We start from the raw sequence: 20,486 nt of genomic DNA, 5'->3' as shown, positions 1-20,486 counted from the left end.
GCTTGCAGTAAGACGAGGCAGCGCGGCTTCAGCCTGCGAGGGCCGTCGCCGCGCGCCCGTCCAAACGACCTATGTCCCGGTCTTCGTGACCACCGGATACCATTCGCCGTTCTTCACCTGATAGAGCGTCGATGCGCCGCTCTTCAATGCACCGGTGCTGTCGAATGAAATCGTGCCGGTCACGCCTTCGAAGTTAATGCTTTTGAGCTTCGCCCTATACGCGGACGGGTTCGCGGACCCAGCCGCCTGCATCGCCTTGATCGCGGCCCACGTCGCGTCGTAGCCGAACGGCGCGTACGACAGGATGTCCTCGCCGAACTTCGCCTTGAACTTCTGCGCGAACTCCTTGCCCTCCGGCAACTGCGCGAGCGGCCGGCCATACTCCCACGCCATCGCGCCTTCCGCCGTTTCGCCGGCGAGCTTGATGAACTCGGGGTCCTCAACGCCACCGCCGCCGAGCAACTGTGCGTTCATACCGAGCTGCTTCATCTTCTTCGCGATTGCTGCGGCCTGGGTGTCGAGGCCGCCGAAGAAAACCAGATCCGCGTTGGTCGCCTTGATCTTGGTGAGTTGTGTACTGAAGTCGACTGCGTGATTGTCCGTGTACTCGCGCGTAACGATATTGCCGCCCGCGGCCTTCACCGCCTTTTCAAACTCGTCGGCTTCGCCTTGGCCGAATGCAGTGCGATCGTCGATGATCGCGATGCGCTTCGCTTTCGTCACCTGCACCGCGTAAGTGCCCGCGTTGCCCGCATTCTGCGCATCGGTCGAGATCACCATAAAGGTGTTCGCGAAGCCACGGTTGGTGATGATCGGGTTGGTTGCCGCCGGGTCGATCATCGGAATGCCTGCCGATTCGTACACCTGAGATGCGGGGATCGTCGTGCCCGAGTTGAAATGGCCAACCACCACCGCGACGTTTGCGTCGGCCAGCTTTTGCGCGGCCTGCACGCCGACCCGCGGGTCCGCCTGATCGTCTTCGGAGACGAGCACGAAATGCGCAACCTGGTTGCCGATCTTGATCTTTTGCGCGTTCGCCTCGTCAATCGCAAGCCGCACGCCGTTTTGCAGATCTTTGCCGTAGCCCGCGTTGGCGCCGGTGAGCGGTGCGGCAAAACCGATTTTTACCGTCAGATCGTCAGCAAACGCAGCGGGTGGAGCGATCGCGAACACGGCTCCCAGCAACAGCGCAAAGGGTTTGAGTGTTTTGCACAAGCTCATGGTCTTTCCTTATGTCGGCACAGGGATGAACGGGAAGGCTGGCGCGCGCGGTATCACGCGAACGCGCTGCGGCGCGGCTGGCCGGATTGCGCGATGCAACGGGGCGCCTCGTGGCGCGGTAGTGGCTAGCTGAAGGGACCTCCTCGCACGGTGGAGATGCACGAGATTACGGATGACGCGAAACGGCCCGCAATGCAGGAAAACACGAACCGTATGTGCGGCCGGTCGCGAGCGTCCGTGCTCTACCTGGCGCGAATATAGAAAGCCAATTTGCGGCCGTCTTGGCAGATCGCTGCATGCGCGGTGCGGATTTCGGCACAGCCGCCGGGCTTTGAAGCGGGCAGCGAGTAACCGGAGAAAACGAAGGAAAGCGGGCGATGGCTGGCCGCGTAACCGGACAAACGCGTCGATCGGCTCGCGGGTCGACCTGTCCATGACGAGGTCACGCGCGACGACCACGGGCCGGGCCGCCCAACCGGCCGCGCAATGGGATTCCCGGCTCCGGAAATGCGTTTGAAAGGGTTGCATGTTCGCTCGTCGAAGCAAAACGTAGGGATGCTCAATGCTGCTCAACAGGCGGTTGAGCCAGCGAGTCTGACCCGCCCCGGAAGCGGCACGCGGAGGTATTCCGGAAGCAACACGCAGTTTGATTGGAACACGCGTTTGTTGTGGGATCGCGCGCTACCGCGCTGTCTGGCGCGTAAGGCCAGGGTGCGGTGGAATAAGCGTCCACGGAGCCTGTTCTCTGGTAATGGCGGCGAGTACGCACGGCTTTCAGGCCGTATTTTTATCGACAACATTATTACGACATGCTGAACGATCCTATTCGCCTCGTGCTGACCGACGAATCGGACAGCAAGGACATCTGGCGCCACGGAAGCGCGAGCGCGTTCCGGTTGAACTGTGAGTTCAGTCCGGGCGCGCCGGCGGGCGGCAGCGTGGATGCGTGGAATCTCGGCCGGCTCGACATACTGGACGGGCGTTTTGCGCACCTGTCGTTGGCCCCGCTTGCCGATCGCGGTGACACCTGGCTCTATCTGAAGCTTGTCACGCAGGGGGCGATGCATATCGAACAGGGCAGACAGGCGCGCCGCATTGGGCCCGGCGAGATCGTGCTGGTGGAATCCAGCCGACCCTACCGCCAGTCTTTCGATGAACCGACCGGTCTGATCGCGTTGCGGTTTCCGGCAAGCGCGCTAAAAGAGCGGGGCTTACGGCACGATCTGCGCAATTTCATCACGCCGGATATGTCGACCGCCGATGCGCGCGCGATTGGCGACCTCGTGGCATCGATCGCCGCGCAGCGCGGCGCGACCAGCGCGAACATGCGGTGCCGCCAGGGCGATCAATTGCTCGATCTGATCGACCTGTTGATCGACGATCCGGCCGCACTGATGCGCGCGCGCAGCGGCGATGCGACGTTGTTCCGCGCGAAGCGCTTTATCGCGCAAAATCTGCGCAGTCCGGATCTGACGGTTTCGCTGATCGCGTCGGCGGTTTGCGTGTCGGACACGCATCTGAGCCGGCTATTCAGGGCCGAAGGGGAATCGGTGATGCGCTACGTGTGGGAGAGCCGTCTCGTGCTCGCCGCGGATATCCTCAAGCGTAACGACAAGGGCCGCGTGCAGATCAGCGATATCGCGTATCGCTGTGGATTTTCGACGGCTTCGCACTTCAGTCGCGCGTTCAGGGAACGCTACGGCGTCTCGCCACGTGAGGCGCTGGCCGCTGACGGCTGTGAAGCCGCCACCTGGTTCGGCGCGGCCGGCACGCACATCTAGGCGCGTTGACGCGCTCAAGCGGCGCCGCAAGCGTGACGCCGGCCTGCGTGGGGTCGAAGGTTGCCGCTGCAACGAAGTGCACGTGCGGACGTGCGCCCGCGCGGGCGATGGCGGACCGGCGTGACATCTTCGTCGCCGGTCCGTGCAGCCGGGCGGCAGCACGGGTACGCGATGCAACGCGCCGCGCTTCGCCCGGTCGCCGATTGCCGTCAGCCTTCGGACATCAGGAGGTCAGACGGTCCAGATCAATGCAACGCTCAGAACGGCAGCCGCGGCAGCGGCAACGCGTGCACGCCGAAGCCGACCGCATCGAACCGCTCGGCGCCGCCGCTCGGCGTATCGACAATAAACGGCTTGCCGATCTGGTCAGCGCGCACCATCTCGGTCGAGCCGCCGCCGTCGAGGTTGATCGCGTCGGTCGCGCCGATCGCCTTCATCAGCTGTGCGGACTGCTCATTGGTCGTGCCGGTCGAGTAGCCCGGCAGACGGCCATCGATCACGACCATGTAGAGGAAGCGTCCGCCCTCCGACAAGCCGACCACCGTGCGCGGGTTCGGGTTCAGCGGGTCGCCTTCGTTCGGGCTTTGCGCGCTCACGTCCTGGCCGTTTTTCAGCAGGATCGCTGAGCCGGCCACCGCGGTTTGAATCAGCCTCAGTTCCGGCTGCGAAATGTCCGGCGCCTCGGCGATAAACGCGCGATTCTGTCGTGTCACTGCCAGCACGGCTTCGCTTTGCGTCGGATCGTTCGTCAGCGGGCTGACCACGTTGCCGTTCGACACCAGCAGGCCGATCACCGTTTTGGGTTCTGGTTGCGGGTTGCAGCAAGGCGCGAAGAAGTTGCCGTTGATCGCGGCGCGTACGCCGGTGCGCGCGGCAAACTGCGAGATCGTTTCGGCCGTCGTGTTCAGCGGGCCGCTGTGTTGCGTCGTCTCCAGCGAGATGCCGGGGGCGAACAGGTCGATCCTCATCACGTACGCGCGGCTGATGGTCGGCGCGCCGCCGGCGGTCGCCGGATTTGACGGCACGGTGGCCGTTTCGGTATCGACGCCCAGATAAACCGGCGAGTAGCCGCTTTGCGTGATCTCGGTGGTCGGGTTGGGAATCTGCGATGCGGCTACCGCTGTCTGCGCTTGCGCGCCGAGCGATGCGAGGCCGAACAGCGCGGCCGCGACGAGGGTCTTGAGACGGAAAGATGCAGGGGGGTGGAAACGTGCCATGTCGATTGGCTCCCAGGACTGGGTTAAGGAACGGTTACGGGCTTCTGTCCGGGAGTTGACGATAGGTACGTTGAATGAATGCGGCGTGATATTTGGCCGACGTTTAAATTACTTCGATTTTTCGGTGAATCCGCTCGCCAAACCGCGTGCGGCGCTCAACTACAGCGATGCGGATGAAAATAAGTCAGAAAAAAAGCAAGCCCGCGATTACACGGGAATAATGAAAGGGGTAATGAAAGGAACGATGAAAGGAATTTGAAGTCAATAAGATGCGTCATCCAAACGGTCTGACGCGCCTGTATGGCACGCGTGCGTTAAAGCTCTTCCTGCAGCCTCAGCAGTTCCTCTCGCAGTCGCAGCAGCGGTTCTTTGACTTCGTCGTCGGCCCACGTGTCGAGGTCGTCGAGCGCGTGCTGACAGCCGTCGAGCACGACGTCGAGATCGACCGGCACGCCGTTGGCGAGAGCGAACTGCAGCGTTTCCGCGAATTGCCGGCACTCGTCGTCGCCGTACGAGATATCGAGGCTATCGGCAATCACGAACGCGATATTGCTGCGCGACCTGTCATCGGGCGTGACCATGTCGATGATGCCGCGCGCGACCGCCGGCGAGTAGTACAGCGCGATATCGAGCCAATGCGCGGCGTCGAAGTCTTCCTCACCGAACTGCGCCTCGAAGAATTCGATCGCTTCCTGCTCATGCGCTTCGTCCGCGTCCACGTTGATACACAACGCCTCGAATTGCTCTTCGCGTTCACTGCGAATCTCGCCGTCCATCGATGCCTCTTTGCTCTTTAACGGAGTGAAAAAACCGCGCGAATCACGGCCATCGCGCGTCACGCGGCACGCATTATAGGACGCCGCGCTTAAGTGGAAGTCTTTTGGAAGGAATAAATCGTCGCTATCGTTTGTTATGTGTTGCGCGCTGCAAGACCTTTTTGAACTTATGTGCTCGAGGAGACAGCATCCATGTCAGGAAAATCGAATTCGCGCTGGCTGCGTGCGCAGCGCCTCTTTCTGTTTGCGTGCGCGGCGTTCGCCGTGCAGCATGCGCAGGGCGAAGCGCGCTGGCAAACCTTGCCGCCCACGCCGGCGCCTGTTGCGGGAGAGCAGGCGGGCAGCGCCGACGTCAACGGCATTCACCTTCACTACGCGACGATCGGCCGCGGCTCGCCGGTCATCCTGCTGCACGGCGGTCTGGCGAATTCGGACTACTTCGGCAACCAGGTCCGTGCGCTGATGAAACACCACAAGGTGGTGCTGGTCGATAGTCGCGGCCACGGACGCAGTTCGCGCGACGATCGCCCGTTCGGCTACGACCTGATGGCCGATGACGTGGTGGCGCTGATGGACAGGCTGCATCTGCAGAAGGCCGATGTGGTCGGCTGGAGCGACGGCGCGATCATCGGACTCGATCTGGCGATCCGGCATCCGGACCGCGTCGGCAAGGTAGTCGCGTTCGCCGCGAATACGAAGACCGACGGCGTGATCGATGGCGTCGAAAAGAATCCGACATTCGCCGCGTACATCAAGCGCGCCGGCGACGAATACCGGCGGCTGTCGCCGACGCCGAACCAGTACGATGCGTTCGTCGATCAGATCAGTCATATGTGGGCGTCGCAGCCGAACTGGACCGACGCCCAGTTGAACGGAATCCGCGCGCCGGTGCTCGTGATGGACGGCGACCACGACGAAGCGATCAAGCGTAGCCATACCGAGTACATCGCCGCGACGATCCCCGGCGCGGGGTTGCTGATCCTGCCGGATACGAGCCACTTCGCATTTCTGCAGGACCCGGACGCGTTCAACTTCGCGATCCTGCATTTCCTCGGCGACGAGTAGCGCAGGGTCAGGCCGATTCGACGACCCACGCGTCGAACCACTCGCGTGGGTGCGCAATATCGTTTTGCGCGGCGATCAGTTCGAGCTCGTAGCGGCCCGCATCCCACGTGGCGCGCATCACGCCGTTGACCGCTGCGAGCGTATGCTCGAATGCCACGCGCAACGGGTCGCCAAGCAGCGTGCGCGCGACGAACACCGCGCTGGTCAGGTCGCCGACACCGACCGGCTGGCGCGCGAACGGATACAGCGGACGCTGCCCGACCCAGCTTTCGCGCTCAGTGACGACCAGCATATTGAAGCGGTCCGCCGGGCTGTTCCGATCGAGCAGATGCTTGACGAGCACCAGCCTGGGTCCGCGCTGTATCAGCTCGCGGCATGCGGCGACTGCTTCCTCGACGGTCTCGATCATGCGCCCGACGAGCCGTTGCAGTTCGCTGTGATTGGGAATCATCGCATCGCTGACTTCCGGCATCGACTTGACGAGAAACTCCTGAATGCCGGGTTCGACGCGGCAGCCGGTCGCGGTGCCCATCACCGGGTCGCAGAAGTAGCGCGCATGCGGGTTCGCCGCCTTTACCGCGCGGACGATTTCGATCACCGCCTGGGCCTGCTCGGGCGTGCCGAGATAGCCTGAGAGCACCGCGTCGCAGCGCGGCAGCATGCCGATCGCGCCGATGCCTTCGACGAGTTCCTGCATCTGCTTCGCGTCGATCGCGCTGCCGGCCCAATGACCGTACTGGGTGTGATTCGAGAATTGCACCGTATTGAGCGGCCAGACGTTGACGCCCAGGCGCCGCATCGGGAACTCCGCGGCGCTATTGCCCGCGTGCCCGAAGACGACGTGCGACTGGATGCTCAGAACGTTTTTCATGACGAACGGCGCAGGGACCTGCGCATTGTTTTATCGCGAATGGCTCGCTGGTTGCCTCAATCGATCGGGCCGGCCGCCCGATGCCTATGCACATTGACTTGCCGCACGCGGCTCGCGTGTGCGCCATGTATCTGAACGAACAATACATGAGTTTTTGTGCCGTGCAACGATCCGGGCCCCCATTGGGGCGGGGGCGCTGTTGCGCCGAACCATCAGGTTGCGGATCGGCAGACGGCGGTGCGCTTCAGGTCAGTTCGCGATACAACGCGAGATAGCGCTCCGCCGACGCGCCCCAGCCGAAATCTTCGCGCATCGCGCGCTGCTGGGCAGCCTTCCACTCGCTGCGCCGCGCGTACAGCGCGAAGGCGCGGCGAATGGCGCTGGCCAGCGACTCCGGGTCGAAACGGTCGAACGCGAAGCCCGTGGCGGTTTCGTCGGCGAGATTTTCGAGCGATGCGTCGACGACCGTGTCCGCCAACCCCCCGACCCGATGCACGAGCGGCAGCGAACCATACGCGAGCGCGTAGAGCTGCGTGAGCCCGCACGGCTCGAAGCGCGACGGCACCGCGACCACGTCGCTGCCGGCGATAATCGCGTGCGCGAGCGTTTCGTCGAAACCGAGCTCGACCGCAACCGATTCCGGATGCGTCTGCGCGACCCGCTGCAGGCCGGTCTCGAGCGCCGGGTCGCCGGTGCCGAACACGACCAGCTGGCCGCCGTGCCGGACGATCTCGGGCAGCGTCGCCAGCAGCAGATCGAGGCCCTTCTGCTCGGTCAAACGGCTGACGACGCCGAACAGCAGCACGTCGCTTTTCTGCGGCAAGCCGAAGCGCGCCTGCAGCGATGTCTTGCAGACCCGCTTGCCGGCCAGACGCGTGTCGGTATAGCGGGCGGGCAGCAGCGTGTCGGTCGACGGCTTCCATACCGCGTAGTCGACACCATTGAGTATCCCTGACAGGTCGTGCGTGCGCTGCCGCAACAGCCCGTCCAGGCCGCCGCCTTGCGCAAGCGTCTGGATTTCGCGCGCATAGGTCGGGCTGACGGTGGTCAGGCGGTCCGCGAAGTAGAGGCCAGCCTTCAGGAACGACATCTGCCCGTAGAACTCGACGCCGTGCATGCCGTAAAAGTCCGGCGGCAGGCCGAGCATGCCGAACTGCTGCGCCGGAAAGATGCCCTGGTACGCGAGATTGTGCACGGTGAACACACTGCGCGCGAGCCGTCGGTGCTGGTCGCGTTCGGCCGCCTTCAGATAGGCGGGCGCGAGGCCCGCGTGCCAGTCGTGCGCATGCACGATCTGCGGCGCCCACGCCGGGTCGATGTGCTGCGCGAGCTGCGCGGCGCTCCAGCCGAGCAGCGCGAAACGCTGTGCGTTGTCGCCATACGGCACGTGCTGTGCATCGAGATACGGGTTACCGGGGCGTTCGTAGAACGCGTCCGCGCGAACCACGTAGACGACCACACCGTTCGCGAGCGTGCCCTGTTCGAGCGCCGCTTGCCGCGCGCCGAAGCTGCGCGCGAGCGGCGCGACGGACTTCAGGTCCGCGAGCCCGGCGAGCACCGACGGAAAGCCCGGCAGCAACACGCGCACGTCGGCGCCGAGTTCGATCAGCGCCGGCGGCAGCGCACCGGTGACGTCAGCGAGGCCGCCTGTCTTCAGAAGAGGGTACAGCTCGCTTGCAACGTGCAGCGCGCGAATCGTCATAGGCGTGGTCCTCGCGGTCCGGGTTCGATGAGCGGTCGCTCACAGGCGACGCGCGGTCAGCCAGCGTCTGCAAAAGCTTGGGTGAAGCGGTCGTGCAGGCGACGCCGCAATGTGGCGGCGGGCGGCGGCCGCCTTGCGCGCAGCCGCCCGCGCAGCGTAGCAGCTAGCGCGAAGTCTGGCGCTTCAAGGCCTCCGACGTCACCAGCACGACGCCGCTTTCGGTTCGATAGAACCGTTCGGCGTCGCGCGCCGGGTCTTCGCCGATCACCGTGCCGTCCGGTATCTGGCAGCCGCGGTCGATCACCACCTTGCGCAGCCGGCAGCTCGCGCCGATCGTGACCTGCGGCAATAAGACTGCCTCATTGATGTTACAGAATGAGTTCACAAGGACGTTGGTCGATAGCACCGATCGGGAGATCTGCGAGCCCGAGATCACGCAGCCCGCGCAGACGATCAGGTTGGTCGCCGACCCTTGCAGGCCGTTCAGATCGCGCACGAACTTGGCGGGCGGCAACTGCTCGAGATGCGTCCAGATCGGCCAGTTGCGGTCGTACAGATCGAGCGTCGGGATCGTCGAGGCGAGATCGAGATTCGCGGCCCAGTACGCGTCGATCGTGCCGACGTCGCGCCAGTACGGCTCGACGTTCGGGTCCGACGATACGCACGACATGCTGAACGGATGAGCGACCGCATGGCCCGAGGTCACGACGCGCGGAATGATGTCCTTGCCGAAGTCGTGATCGGTCGCGCCGCTCGTAATGTTTTCGTCGAGCAACTGGTACAGATATTCCGCGCTGAACACGTAGATGCCCATGCTCGCGAGCGCGATGTCGGGACGTCCGGGCATCGCCGGTGGATCGGCCGGCTTTTCGACGAAGCCCGTCACATGGCGGTCTTCGTTGACCGCCATGACGCCGAATGCGACCGCCTCCATGCGCGGCACCTCGATGCAGCCGACCGTGCAGTCGGCGCGGCTTTCCACGTGGTCCATCACCATCCGCGTGTAGTCCATCTTGTAGATATGGTCGCCCGCCAGCACGATGATGTACTTCGGACCGATCGAGCGGATGATGTCGAGGTTCTGGAACACCGCGTCGGCGGTGCCGCGATACCAGTGCGCGCCTTCGACGCGCTGCTGCGCGGGCCACAGGTCGATGAATTCATTGAACTCGCCGCGCAGGAATCCCCAGCCGCGCTGCACGTGGCGCAGCAGCGAATGCGCCTTGTATTGCGTGACGACGGCGATGCGGCGGATGCCTGAATTCAGGCAGTTGGACAGCGCGAAATCGATGATCCGGTACTTGCCGCCGAAGTGGACGGCCGGTTTGACGCGCTTGTTGGTGAGCGGCCCAAGCCGGGTGCCGCGGCCGCCCGCGAGCACGATGGCGAGCGTGGTGTGTTGCAGATCGTTCAGGCTTGCCGGCGTATCCATCTGCGTCTCCTTTGCGACTGGCGTTGGCGCTTTGGCGCTGACGCGGGTCTCATGGTGCATTGGTCCAGGTTAGCGCTTTAGCGCCTGGCTGGAGCCATGCAGCGATTGGTGGGCCCCGGATGGACAAGCTAGCGTGATGCGGATCGTGTTGTTCTTGTCTATTGTTATCGTGTGCGGCGCAGCGTCCCGATCAGGCCGGTGTTGCGCGCAATGCACGGCACATGCTGGACGTCGCAAGGCGCGTGCCGCGTCATTCGACGTTGCGTACCCGCCAGCACGTTCCATCTGCGCCAGCTAGAATCATCCGCTCCGATTTACGTCCGTTCAAGCCCGGGTAATTGCTGCCCCGCACATCGCGATGCGCGGCATGACCGTGCACTTCACCAAGAACCAGTCCATGTATCCGCGCTCCTTCGCTTCGTTTGGGTCCTTGCTTTCGTTTGCCCGTGTTGCGTCTGTGCTGCTGGCTGGCGCGTCAGCGCTGGCGGTGGCGGTGGCAGTCGCGCCCGCCGCCCGTGCGGCCGAAGGCACCGATGCGTCGTCGAGGAGCGCGTCCACCGCCACAGCCGGTGCCGGCGCGGTCGACAGCGGCGCTGCCGCGGGCAACGTGGGTCCTGCTTACGGACCGGAACTCGAAGGCTTCGATTACCCGTATCCGGTGCGGCAGTTCATGTTCACGTCGCAAGGCGAACCTCTGCATATGGCGTATATGGACATCGCGCCCGCCCATCCGAATGGCCGCACCGCGGTGCTGCTGCATGGCAAGAACTTTTGCGGCGCGACATGGGTCGAGACGATTCATCGGCTCAGCGATGCCGGCTATCGCGTGATCGCGCCCGACCAGATCGGTTTTTGCAAGTCGAGCAAGCCGGAACGTTACCAGTTCACGTTCCAGCAGCTTGCGCGCAACACGCATGCGCTGCTCGAGTCGCTCGGCGTCGAGCGTGCGACGCTGATCGGCCACTCGACCGGCGGCATGCTCGCGATCCGCTATGCGCTGATGTACCCGGACGCGACGCAGCAGCTGGTGCTGGTCGACCCGATCGGCCTCGAGGACTGGAAGGCGAAGGGCGTGCCGTCGCTGTCGGTCGACCAATGGTATGCGCGCGAGCTGAAGACCACGGCCGACAGCATCCGCCGCTACGAGCAGGCCACGTATTACGCGGGCCAATGGAACGACGCTTATGAGCCGTGGGTGCAGATGCTGGCGGGCATGTATCGCGGGCCGGGCAAGCAGTTGGTTGCGTGGAATTCCGCGCTGCTGTACGACATGATTTACACGCAGCCGGTCTATTACGAACTGAGTCTATTGAAGGTGCCGACGCTGCTGATGATCGGCGACAAGGACAATACCGCGATCGGCAAGGATGCCGCGCCGCCTGACGTGCGCGCGAAGCTCGGCCACTATCCGGAACTGGGCAAGGCGGCGGCGCGCGCGATTCCGCACGCGACGCTCATCGAATTCCCGACGCTCGGCCACGCGCCGCAATTGCAGGACCCGCAGGCGTTTCACAAGGCGCTGCTCGACGGGATGGCCGCGCTCCCGGGCGCGCGGTAGCGCGGCACCCGAGAGCGGCTCACGGCTTGCCCGCGCCGAGCTCGTCGCGCACCTGCGCGGCAATTTCAAACGAACGCAGCCGTGCCGCGTGATCGTAGACCTGCGCGGTCAGCATCAACTCGTCCGCGCCGGTCTGCTCGATGATCGACGCGAGCTTCTCGCGCACCGTGTCGCGATCGCCGATGACCGAATACGCGAGCGAGTGCGCGACGCTCGCCAGTTCGAACTCCGATGCTTCGACGCGCTCGACCGGCGGCTGCAACTGCCCGGGCGTGCCGCGCCGCAGGTTGATGAACTGCTGCTGCAACGATGTGAAGAGGCGCCGCGCGACGTCGTTCGTGTCGGCGGCGAACAGATTGACGCCGACCATCGCATAGGGCCGCCCGAGCGCCGCCGACGGTCGGAACTGCGCGCGGTACAACTGCAGCGCGGTCATCATGTGATCGGGCGCGAAGTGCGACGCGAACGCGAACGGCAGGCCGAGCGCCGCGGCCAGCTGCGCGCTGAAGAGGCTCGAACCGAGCAGCCATAGCGGCACGTTCAGGCCCGCACCGGGCACGGCGCGAACCCGCTGGCCGGCGACCGGCTCCGCGAAATAGCGCTGCAATTCGACGACATCATCCGGAAACGAGTCCGCGCTGCCTTGCAGATCGCGGCGCAACGCGCGTGCGGTGGTCTGGTCGGTGCCCGGCGCGCGGCCCAGGCCCAGATCGATGCGGCCCGGGTATAGCGAGGCGAGCGTGCCGAACTGTTCGGCGATCACGAGCGGTGCGTGATTGGGCAGCATCACGCCGCCGGAGCCGACCCGGATGGTTTGCGTGCCGCCTGCGACATAGCCGATCACGACCGAGGTCGCCGCGCTCGCGATGCCGGTCATATTGTGATGTTCGGCCAGCCAATAGCGCTGATAGCCCCAGCGCTCCGCGTGCTGCGCAAGATCAAGCGTGTTGTGGAACGCCTGTGCGGCCGTCGAGCCGGCAGTGACCGGAGACAGATCGAGAACGGAAAACGGAATCATGGCAGTGGAGGGCGGCGGCCGGGCGAGCGGCCGCGACAAATGCGGGAATGAAACTACGTGAGCACATGCAAGCGCGGATCGGGATGCAAACCGCCGACCCCAGCGCAATCCAGTCGCAATCCGATCGCAACCCGATCGCAACCCGATCGCAACCCGATCGCACGGTGAGACGCGCGTGGCAGCATGCGCAGGCCAAAGCGGATTGTGCCAAAGCGCCTTCATTTCCGCTGACGGCTGTCACAAGTCCACAATCGCCGCAGGGTGTTGCAAGCCGATGCCGCCAGCGGATGGGGGATGCGCCGCGCGCGATAGCGTGTGAATTCGCACAGAAATGCGCGTGCGCCGGGATTAGTCTGACACTGGCGCAGTCAACATGACCGCGGCCTTCCACGGACTTCGACGCCGGTCGGCCCAGGCGCGTCACGCGTAGGTCGGCTACGCAGTGCACCCCCGGACGCAGCGGGCTGACCGGCTCAGTCGGATGTTTGCCGGATGCGTCGAGCGAGGCGAGCGCTGCTTGACGGCAGGAACGAGCGCAGAAATTTGTCAGCCAATTCGGTGTAAACGCGCTCTCGCGCGTTTGTCTGCGCAACGTTAGATTGGCAACATCTCGCAATTAGCATAGTCGAGGGGCCAAAACGGCCGCGCACGCGCGGCCGATCAAAGCGGTGGGTACACAACGGCCGTGGACGAAGCGTTCACGGCCGTTGTGCTGCCGTAATGTCGCCGTAGTGTTGCTGTTGTGTTGCCGCGTGACTTGCGCTGCCGCCATCGTCAGACATCGCGATCTTTCTCTGTCTTACTGCGCGCTTTCCTGCTGTTTCTGTTTTTACTGACCTGTCACACGCGGTGCACCGCGCACGTGCGGTATGCTGTCACGTCGTTGACTTCGTAACGTGTCACCGACCCTTATCCGATGGCCTTTCGCTATTCATCGCTGATCGCGGCCACGCTCGGCGCGTCGATTGCGCTCGCCGGCTGCGACGACCAACAGACTGAGCATGCCGTGCAGAAGCTGAAGGAATTCTTCAATGCGATCAAGCCCGACGTGCTGCTGCTCAAAGGGCTCACGCCCGGCGTGACGACTGAAGCCCAGATCCGCGACCAGATGGGCAAGCCCGAAACCGAACGTCACTTCACGGACGGATCGAAGCGCCTCGAGTATCCGCGCGGCCCGCAAGGGCTCAACACCTATATGGTCGACATCGGTCCGGATGGCCGCTTGCAGGCGCTCACGCAGGTGCTCACCGCGGCGAACTTCGCGAAGATCCGCCCGGGCATGACCGAGGACGAAGTGCGGCGGCTGCTCGGCAAGCCCGGCGACATTGCCGTCTATCCGCTCAAGCCTGAGACGGTCTGGAGCTGGAAATGGCGCGAAGGCGGCGTCACCGAGGAAGCGTTCTTTAATGTGCACTTCGACGCAAATCATGTCGTCTACACGACGTCGCGCTCGGATGTGATGCGGGGCCATTGAACAGCGGATGGTGAGTGCTACGCGCAAGTCAGAACACAGAAGAGGGCTGCAGGTGGGGCATCGGCGTCATTACAAGCGGATCGGTCTCGTGCTCGGCGGCGGCGCCGCACGCGGATGGGCGCATATCGGCGCGATTCGCGCGCTGCACGACGCGGGCATCCAACCCGACGTCGTCTGCGGCACGTCGGCGCGGTCTACGCGAACGGCGACCTCGACTGGCTCGAGGAGTGGGCGTCGCGTCTGACGTGGCAGTCGGTCGTCAGGCTGCTTGACGTGCGCTTCTCGGGCGGCCTGTTCGGCGGCAAGAAAGTGATCCAGGTGTTTGCCGAGCGCTTCAACGGCTGCAAGATTGGCGAGCTGAAGATACCGTTTGCGGCGGTCGCGACCGAACTCGATACGGGCCGCGAGACGTGTTTGCAGGAAGGCAGTGTGGTCGACGCGGTGCGTGCGTCGATTGCGATTCCAGGTATTTTCACGCCGGTGTGGCATGAGGGCGTGTGGCTGGTCGACGGCGGGCTCGCGAATCCGGTGCCGGTATCGGTTGCGCGCGGGATGCGGGCGGATTGCGTGATCGCGGTCGACCTGAACAACGACATTCTGAACGGCCGCGATTTCGGCGGCGCGGTCCTGCAGGTGCCGGGCGTGGACGGCCTGCGGCCCGACTTGCAGGAAGCAGGCGCGGCGCATGGGCGCGAGCCGCAAGCGCAGCCGCTCGACCCTCAGGCCAGCCTGCTCACGAGCCAAATGGCGCTCGCCGATCAGCTTGCGCCCGCGGCGCTCCCCGCGCTGCGCAAGAACGGCAAGCCCTGGCCGCGCTGGCTGCAGCCGGCACCGGGTTTCGAGGATGGCCTGCGCGCGGGCGACGTGCGCACGCCGCCCGCGCCGAGTGCGCGCGTGCCGTCGATGCTGAGCGCGATTGCGCAGAGCATCGACATCATGCAGGTGCGGATCACGCGCAGCCGGCTCGCCGGCGAACCGGCCGACGTGCTGATCCAGCCGCGCCTCGGGGGTCTCGGCATCTTCGACTTTCATCGCGCGGAACCGGCTATTGCCGAAGGGCGTGCGGCCGTTGAAGCGATGCTGCCCGCCATTCGCGCGCTGCTCGGCGCGTAAGCGCGGGGGCTGCGGCACGCGCTGCGAAGACCGCCGCGCGCGCTGCGTCCGCAGCGTGTCCTTCTATCGAAAAAGCGACCCTAAACTTGCGAATTCGCCGCGCACCGCGGCGTCACGACGCAGGCCGGCGCGCATCGCGCGCGCCCGCGCTACCGGGCGTTGCGCGCCGTGAGCGATCCGCTGCGGCAGATGCTGCACCGCAATACCGCATGCGCTATCCGATTGAGCGATTTTTTTTCGCCTGCGAGACTCCGCGCCATTCCCGATCAGTCGACAGGAGGCGTACGTGTTTCTAGACGGTTATGGTCCAATGCTCGCGGCCGGCACGCTACGCACGATCGAGCTGTCGGTGCTATCGCTGACGGCCGCGGTCGTGCTGGGCCTGTTCGGCGCGGCGGCGAAGCTGTCGGCGAAGGGCGCGTGGCGCGGGCTGGCGACGGCCTACACGACGCTGATCCGCGGCGTGCCCGACCTCGTTCTGATGCTGCTGCTCTTCTACAGCATTCAGATCGCGGTCAACAACCTGACCGACGCATTCGGTTGGGAGCAGTTCGACATCGACCCGTTCGTCGCCGGCGTGCTGACGCTCGGCTTCATCTATGGCGCGTACTTCACCGAGACGTTTCGCGGCGCCTTTCTCGCGGTGCCGCGCGGCCAGCTCGAAGCGGGCAGCGCGTACGGCATGAACGGCTGGTCCGTGTTCACGCGGATCATGTTTCCGCAGATGATGCGCTTCGCGTTGCCGGGCATCGGCAACAACTGGCAGGTGATGGTCAAGGCGACCGCGCTGGTGTCGATCATCGGCCTCGCGGATGTTGTAAAAGCCGCGCAGGACGCGGGCAAAAGCACGTTCAACATGTTCTTCTTTATTCTCGTCGCCGCGCTGATTTATCTGGCGATCACGACAGTGTCCAATCTCGTGCTGATGCTGCTCGAACGCCGCTATTCGATCGGTGTGCGGCGCGCGGAACTGTAACGGTGAGGCGTGCATGATCGACATCCTGAATCAATTCGGGCGCGCGTTTCTCTACTGGGACGGCCAGCGCCTGTCCGGCCTCGCGGTTACGTTGTGGCTGCTGGTCGCATCGATCGGCATCGGCTTTGTCGTATCGGTGCCGCTGGCCGTCGCGCGTGTGTCGAAGCGCCGGTGGCTGTCGACGCCGGTGCGCGTCTACACCTATGTGTTTCGCGGTACGCCGCTATACGTGCAACTGCTGCTGATCTACACCGGCTTGTACAGCCTCGAGTTCGTCCGCTCGCACGCGATGCTCGACGCGTTCTTCCGCAGCGGCTTTCATTGTGCGATTCTCGCGTTTGCGCTGAATACCTGCGCGTATACCACCGAGATCTTTGCGGGCGCGATTCGCGCAACCTCGCACGGTGAAGTCGAAGCGGCGCGCGCGTACGGCATGACCGGCTTCACGCTGTATCGCCGGGTTGTGCTACCTTCCGCGCTGCGCCGCGCCTTGCCTTTGTACAGTAACGAGGTGATCCTGATGCTGCATGCGACCACCGTCGCGTTTACGGCGACCGTGCCGGACATATTGAAGGTCGCGCGGGACGCGAATTCGGCTACCTATCGTTCGTTTGAGTCGTTCGGCGTCGCGGCGCTGATCTATCTTGCGGTATCGTTCGCGCTGGTTGCCGCGTTCCGGCGCGCGGAGCGGCATTGGCTTGCGCACCTCGCGGTACGGCGTCACTGAACCGGTTGCGGCTCGCCGCGCCGCACTGCGCCAGGGCAACGCTAAAGCACCCACTCCAATCGACAGCTCTGCATGGGATTGGAGTAGGTGCTAAAGCACCAACTCCAATCGACAGCTTTGCATGGGATTGGAGTAGGTGCTAAAGCACCCACTCCAATCGACAAAGGGAGAACACCTTGCTGCATGAATCTTCAGCCGAAGCCTGCAAGCTCGCCGTGCAGGACATCCACAAGCGCTATGGCGATAACGAAGTGCTGAAGGGCGTGTCGATGAACGCGAGGAAGGGCGACGTGATCAGCATTATCGGCGCGAGCGGCTCGGGCAAGAGCACGTTCCTGCGCTGCATCAACTTTCTCGAGCGGCCGAACGCTGGTCAGATCATCGTTGACGGCGAAACCGTGCGCACCAAAGCCGACCGGCACGGAAACTTCGAAGTCGCTGACCACAAGCAGTTGCAGCGCATTCGCACGAAGCTCGCGATGGTGTTCCAGCACTTCAATCTGTGGGCGCATATGACGGTGCTCGAGAACGTGGTCGAAGCGCCGATTCACGTGCTTGGCCTGTCGCGCCGCGAAGCGGAAGAGCGCGCACGCGCGTATCTCGAGAAGGTGGGACTCGCGCCGCGGCTTGAAAAGCAGTATCCGTCGCACCTGTCCGGCGGCCAGCAGCAGCGCGTCGCGATTGCGCGCGCGCTCGCGATGAACCCGGACGTGATGCTGTTCGACGAGCCAACCTCCGCGCTTGACCCCGAACTCGTCGGTGAAGTGCTCAAGGTGATGCAGAAGCTTGCCGAGGAAGGCCGCACGATGATCGTCGTCACGCACGAGATGGGTTTTGCGCGCAACGTATCGAATCACGTGATGTTCCTGCATCAGGGCCGCACCGAGGAAGAAGGGCCGCCCGCCGAGGTGCTCGGCATGCCGCGCAGCGAACGGCTCAAACAGTTTTTGTCGGGTAGTCTCAAGTAACGGTCGCGCTTAAGGGCATCATCCGCCGCATTTGTCCAACGCTATGTCAAAAGAGGCGCGTTCGCCGTCCGGTCCCGCTCGCACCACGCAGGTCGCGATCGTCGCATTGCCGCCCGTGTCGATGTCGGGTGTCGGACCGATCGTCGATACGCTGAATCTCGCCAATGAAATCGACGGCCGCGCGCTGTACCGCTGGCAGGTCTGCTCGTGGGACGGGCGGCCGGTGCCGCTATCCGGCGGTGCGCAATGGCCCGCCGACGCCGCGTTCGGCGATGGCATCGCGTGCGACTGGCTGATCGTGATCAGCGAGCGTTTCCAGCAGTTCGCCGACTATCGGCTCTTTCTCGCGAGCCTCGCGCGGGTCGGCCAGCGCACGCCGCTCGTTTGCGGCATTCATCACGGCGTCTGGTGGCTGGCGATGGCGGGGCAGTTGTCCGGTTATCGCGTCAGCGTCAACTGGGAGACCTATCAGCAGTTTATTGAGCAGTTCGAGCGCTCGATTGTCACGCAGCAGATCTTCGAGATCGATCGCGATCGCGCGACTTGCGCGGGCGGTCAGGCGAGCGTCGATTTCATGCTCGCGATGATCGGCCGCGAGCACGGCCAGGAGCTGGCCGAACGGATTGCCGACACGCTCGGCGTCGGCACGCTGCGCGCCGGCGGCGAGCGGCAGCGCATCCCGTTCGTGACCGCGCCGGGCGAACGCCATCCGCGCCTGAACGATGCGTTGCTGCTGATGGAAGCGAATATCGAAGATCCGCTGACCACCGACGAGATCGCGAGCTTCGTCGGCGTGTCACGACGCCAGCTCGAGCGGCTGTTTCGCCAGTATCTGGGCGCAATGCCGTCCAAATACTATCTGGGGCTGCGGCTCGCGAAGGCGCGCACGCAATTGCAGCGCACCAGCAAGTCGGTGGTGCAGATCAGCCTTGCGTGCGGGTTTTCATCCGCTGCGCATTTCTCGAACGCGTATCGCGAGCGTTTCGATGTGACGCCGCGCGAAGAGCGCCGCAACTGGCTCGACAAGCAGCAGCGCGCGGGCGGTTCCGCGAGCGCGGTGCCGGTTGAGCCGCGACCGGCCGCGTTGATCGAGCGCCCCGAGCGCGACGAACGGTAGCTGCGCGATGCGGCCGGCGCCGCGCGCGTGAGCGTATCCGCCAGGTGCGCTCGGGGCGCCCGATCAACGCGGCCGGTCCAGGCTGAACCTTGCTGGCCGCCGCCCGCTCGCGACTGCGACAGAACACGTCGCGTATGCGCAAGACGGCGCGCGCGCGGTTTTCTACACTACTGAGATTACCCGCAACGAGGATTCGCCATGAACGAGCAGAATGTGACCCGCCAGACCTTCGATGAAGTGATGGTGCCGTTGTTCGCGCCCGCATCCTTCGTGCCGGAGCGCGGTCAGGGATCGCGCGTATGGGACACGCAGGGGCGCGATTACGTCGACTTTGCCGGTGGCATCGCCGTCACCGCGCTCGGCCATGCGCATCCGGAATTGCTGAAAGTGCTGAACGAGCAGGGCGCGAAGCTCTGGCATATCGGCAATGGCTATACGAATGAGCCGGTGCTGCGCCTCGCGAAGCGTCTCGAGGCACTGACGTTCGCCGACCGCGCGTTCTTCGCGAACTCGGGCGCCGAAGCGAACGAAGCGGCGTTCAAGCTTGCCCGTCGGGTCGCATTCGAACGCTACGGCGCGGACAAGTACGAGATCGTGTCGTTTGCGCAGTCGTTTCATGGCCGCACGTTCTTCACGGTCAGCGTCGGCGGCCAGCCGAAATATTCGGAGGGCTTCGGCCCGGTGCCGGCCGGCATCGTCCATCTGCCTTACAACGATATCGACGCGGCGCGCCAGGCGATCGGTCCGAAGACGTGTGCGGTCGTGGTCGAGCCGATCCAGGGCGAAGGCGGCGTGATTCCGGCCGATCCGGCGTTCCTGCGTGCGCTGCGCGAAGCCTGCGATCAACACGGCGCGCTGCTGATTTTCGATGAAGTGCAGACCGGCGTCGGCCGCACCGGCCATTTCTACGCGTATCAGGACACCGGCGTGACGCCGGACATCCTGACCAGCGCGAAATCGCTGGGCAACGGCTTTCCGATTGGCGCGATGCTGACCACGAATGAACTGGCCGCGCACTTCAAGGTCGGTGTGCACGGCACCACCTATGGCGGCAATCCGCTTGCGTCGGCGATCGCGCTGAAGGTGGTCGAGCTGATCAGCGATCCGCAACTGCTCGCCGGCGTGCGCTCGCGCAGCGCGCTGCTACAGGAAGAACTGGCGAGGCTGCATCAGCGCTTCGGCATCTTCCGGGAAGTGCGCGGCAAGGGCTTGCTGATCGGTGTGGAACTGACCGACGCGTTCAAGGGGCGTGCGAAGGATTTCGTCACCGCGGCCGGCAAGCACGGTCTGATCATGCTGATGGCGGGCCCCGACGTGCTGCGCTTCGCGCCGTCGCTGATCATTCCGCTCGACGATCTGCGTGAGGGGCTCGCCAGGCTCGCGAAGGCGATTGACGAAGTGGTCGGCGCGACGGCCGAGTCGCCGGCGCGCTAGCCCGCCATCGCGGTTTGCCAGGACCCGACGTCAGCA

General features: G+C 64.4%; 17 protein-coding genes and 1 pseudogene. 11 read left to right on the top strand and 7 right to left on the bottom strand.

Going from position 1 to position 20,486, the window contains the following annotated elements:
• Positions 1–69 precede the first annotated feature (69 nt).
• Complete coding sequence (locus HV796_RS28000; RefSeq protein ID WP_175229836.1) at positions 70–1,221, bottom strand: branched-chain amino acid ABC transporter substrate-binding protein; 1,152 nt, start codon at positions 1,219–1,221, stop codon at positions 70–72.
• An 809-nt stretch (positions 1,222–2,030) separates the two neighbouring features.
• Here HV796_RS28000 and HV796_RS27995 point away from each other — a divergent pair.
• Positions 2,031–3,002, top strand: coding sequence for a helix-turn-helix domain-containing protein (locus HV796_RS27995; RefSeq protein ID WP_175229834.1), 972 nt, complete (start codon positions 2,031–2,033; stop codon positions 3,000–3,002).
• Positions 3,003–3,259: 257 nt separating this feature from the next.
• On the opposite strand, the gene HV796_RS27990 is transcribed toward HV796_RS27995, so the two are convergent.
• Positions 3,260–4,219, bottom strand: coding sequence for a phosphodiester glycosidase family protein (locus HV796_RS27990; RefSeq protein ID WP_175229832.1), 960 nt, complete (start codon positions 4,217–4,219; stop codon positions 3,260–3,262).
• On the opposite strand from HV796_RS27990, the gene HV796_RS27985 reads away from it, so the two are divergent.
• Entirely contained in the window at positions 4,218–4,478 is a 261-nt protein-coding gene (locus tag HV796_RS27985; RefSeq protein WP_175229830.1) for a hypothetical protein, read from the top strand. The two genes, HV796_RS27990 and HV796_RS27985, sit on opposite strands and share 2 nt — an antisense overlap.
• Positions 4,479–4,533: 55 nt before the next feature.
• On the opposite strand, the gene HV796_RS27980 is transcribed toward HV796_RS27985, so the two are convergent.
• On the bottom strand, positions 4,534–4,995 hold the full coding sequence (locus HV796_RS27980; RefSeq protein ID WP_175229828.1) for a hypothetical protein: 462 nt from the start codon (positions 4,993–4,995) through the stop codon (positions 4,534–4,536).
• Positions 4,996–5,187: 192 nt separating this feature from the next.
• Here HV796_RS27980 and HV796_RS27975 point away from each other — a divergent pair, with 192 nt between their 5' ends.
• Positions 5,188–6,060 (top strand): alpha/beta fold hydrolase, encoded by an 873-nt coding sequence (locus tag HV796_RS27975; protein WP_175229826.1) that lies wholly within the window; start codon positions 5,188–5,190, stop codon positions 6,058–6,060.
• A gap of 7 nt (positions 6,061–6,067) precedes the next feature.
• On the opposite strand, the gene pdxY is transcribed toward HV796_RS27975, so the two are convergent.
• The 3 genes from pdxY to glgC all read right to left on the bottom strand — a co-directional run bounded on the left by pdxY (position 6,068) and on the right by glgC (position 10,065).
• Positions 6,068–6,931, bottom strand: a complete 864-nt coding sequence (gene pdxY / locus HV796_RS27970) for a pyridoxal kinase PdxY (protein ID WP_175229824.1) — start codon at positions 6,929–6,931, stop codon at positions 6,068–6,070.
• A 244-nt stretch (positions 6,932–7,175) separates the two neighbouring features.
• Positions 7,176–8,633 carry a glycogen synthase GlgA gene (gene glgA / locus HV796_RS27965; RefSeq protein WP_175229822.1) on the bottom strand — a complete coding sequence of 486 codons (1,458 nt, stop codon included), beginning with the start codon at positions 8,631–8,633 and terminating at the stop codon, positions 7,176–7,178.
• 163 nt (positions 8,634–8,796) lie between these two features.
• Positions 8,797–10,065 carry a glucose-1-phosphate adenylyltransferase gene (gene glgC / locus HV796_RS27960; protein WP_175229820.1) on the bottom strand — a complete coding sequence of 423 codons (1,269 nt, stop codon included), beginning with the start codon at positions 10,063–10,065 and terminating at the stop codon, positions 8,797–8,799.
• 397 nt (positions 10,066–10,462) lie between these two features.
• Between glgC and HV796_RS27955 the strand changes: the two genes are divergently transcribed.
• The gene (locus HV796_RS27955; RefSeq protein WP_246356078.1) at positions 10,463–11,623 is read left to right on the top strand and encodes an alpha/beta fold hydrolase; all 1,161 of its coding nucleotides are present in this window, start codon (positions 10,463–10,465) and stop codon (positions 11,621–11,623) included.
• Between the two features lie 19 nt (positions 11,624–11,642).
• Here HV796_RS27955 and HV796_RS27950 read toward each other — a convergent pair whose 3' ends face one another.
• Positions 11,643–12,641, bottom strand: coding sequence for an LLM class flavin-dependent oxidoreductase (locus tag HV796_RS27950; protein ID WP_175229817.1), 999 nt, complete (start codon positions 12,639–12,641; stop codon positions 11,643–11,645).
• A gap of 916 nt (positions 12,642–13,557) precedes the next feature.
• Between HV796_RS27950 and bamE the strand changes: the two genes are divergently transcribed.
• The 7 genes and pseudogenes from bamE (at position 13,558) to HV796_RS27915 (ending at position 20,450) form a co-directional block, all read left to right on the top strand.
• On the top strand, positions 13,558–14,115 hold the full coding sequence (gene bamE / locus HV796_RS27945) for an outer membrane protein assembly factor BamE domain-containing protein (RefSeq protein ID WP_175229815.1): 558 nt from the start codon (positions 13,558–13,560) through the stop codon (positions 14,113–14,115).
• 52 nt (positions 14,116–14,167) lie between these two features.
• Positions 14,168–15,228, top strand: a pseudogene (locus tag HV796_RS27940) (patatin-like phospholipase family protein).
• Between the two features lie 286 nt (positions 15,229–15,514).
• On the top strand, positions 15,515–16,204 hold the full coding sequence (locus tag HV796_RS27935; RefSeq protein WP_175229813.1) for an ABC transporter permease: 690 nt from the start codon (positions 15,515–15,517) through the stop codon (positions 16,202–16,204).
• 13 nt (positions 16,205–16,217) lie between these two features.
• Positions 16,218–16,931 carry an ABC transporter permease gene (locus HV796_RS27930; RefSeq protein ID WP_175229811.1) on the top strand — a complete coding sequence of 238 codons (714 nt, stop codon included), beginning with the start codon at positions 16,218–16,220 and terminating at the stop codon, positions 16,929–16,931.
• Positions 16,932–17,107: 176 nt separating this feature from the next.
• On the top strand, positions 17,108–17,899 hold the full coding sequence (locus HV796_RS27925) for an ABC transporter ATP-binding protein (protein WP_175229809.1): 792 nt from the start codon (positions 17,108–17,110) through the stop codon (positions 17,897–17,899).
• Positions 17,900–17,942: 43 nt separating this feature from the next.
• Positions 17,943–19,016 (top strand): GlxA family transcriptional regulator, encoded by a 1,074-nt coding sequence (locus HV796_RS27920; protein ID WP_175229807.1) that lies wholly within the window; start codon positions 17,943–17,945, stop codon positions 19,014–19,016.
• Positions 19,017–19,214: 198 nt separating this feature from the next.
• A complete protein-coding gene (locus tag HV796_RS27915) occupies positions 19,215–20,450 on the top strand; it encodes an aspartate aminotransferase family protein (protein WP_175229805.1) in 1,236 nt (411 codons plus the stop codon).
• Positions 20,451–20,486: the final 36 nt, after the last annotated feature.

Source organism: Paraburkholderia humisilvae (genome assembly GCF_902859855.1).
Lineage (GTDB): Bacteria > Pseudomonadota > Gammaproteobacteria > Burkholderiales > Burkholderiaceae > Paraburkholderia > Paraburkholderia humisilvae.
This window is presented reverse-complemented; position numbering and strand designations above follow the sequence as displayed.

What these genes read in the sequence shown, in the direction of transcription:
- HV796_RS28000 (WP_175229836.1), bottom strand. Translation starts at nt 1,221, where the DNA reads ATGAGCTTGTGCAAAACACTCAAACCCTTTGCGCTGTTGCTGGGAGCC.
- HV796_RS27995 (WP_175229834.1), top strand. Translation starts at nt 2,031, where the DNA reads ATGCTGAACGATCCTATTCGCCTCGTGCTGACCGACGAATCGGACAGC.
- HV796_RS27985 (WP_175229830.1), top strand. Translation starts at nt 4,218, where the DNA reads ATGTCGATTGGCTCCCAGGACTGGGTTAAGGAACGGTTACGGGCTTCT.
- HV796_RS27990 (WP_175229832.1), bottom strand. Translation starts at nt 4,219, where the DNA reads ATGGCACGTTTCCACCCCCCTGCATCTTTCCGTCTCAAGACCCTCGTC.
- HV796_RS27980 (WP_175229828.1), bottom strand. Translation starts at nt 4,995, where the DNA reads ATGGACGGCGAGATTCGCAGTGAACGCGAAGAGCAATTCGAGGCGTTG.
- HV796_RS27975 (WP_175229826.1), top strand. Translation starts at nt 5,188, where the DNA reads ATGTCAGGAAAATCGAATTCGCGCTGGCTGCGTGCGCAGCGCCTCTTT.
- pdxY (WP_175229824.1), bottom strand. Translation starts at nt 6,931, where the DNA reads ATGAAAAACGTTCTGAGCATCCAGTCGCACGTCGTCTTCGGGCACGCG.
- glgA (WP_175229822.1), bottom strand. Translation starts at nt 8,633, where the DNA reads ATGACGATTCGCGCGCTGCACGTTGCAAGCGAGCTGTACCCTCTTCTG.
- glgC (WP_175229820.1), bottom strand. Translation starts at nt 10,065, where the DNA reads ATGGATACGCCGGCAAGCCTGAACGATCTGCAACACACCACGCTCGCC.
- HV796_RS27955 (WP_246356078.1), top strand. Translation starts at nt 10,463, where the DNA reads ATGTATCCGCGCTCCTTCGCTTCGTTTGGGTCCTTGCTTTCGTTTGCC.
- HV796_RS27950 (WP_175229817.1), bottom strand. Translation starts at nt 12,641, where the DNA reads ATGATTCCGTTTTCCGTTCTCGATCTGTCTCCGGTCACTGCCGGCTCG.
- bamE (WP_175229815.1), top strand. Translation starts at nt 13,558, where the DNA reads ATGGCCTTTCGCTATTCATCGCTGATCGCGGCCACGCTCGGCGCGTCG.
- HV796_RS27930 (WP_175229811.1), top strand. Translation starts at nt 16,218, where the DNA reads ATGATCGACATCCTGAATCAATTCGGGCGCGCGTTTCTCTACTGGGAC.
- HV796_RS27920 (WP_175229807.1), top strand. Translation starts at nt 17,943, where the DNA reads ATGTCAAAAGAGGCGCGTTCGCCGTCCGGTCCCGCTCGCACCACGCAG.
- HV796_RS27915 (WP_175229805.1), top strand. Translation starts at nt 19,215, where the DNA reads ATGAACGAGCAGAATGTGACCCGCCAGACCTTCGATGAAGTGATGGTG.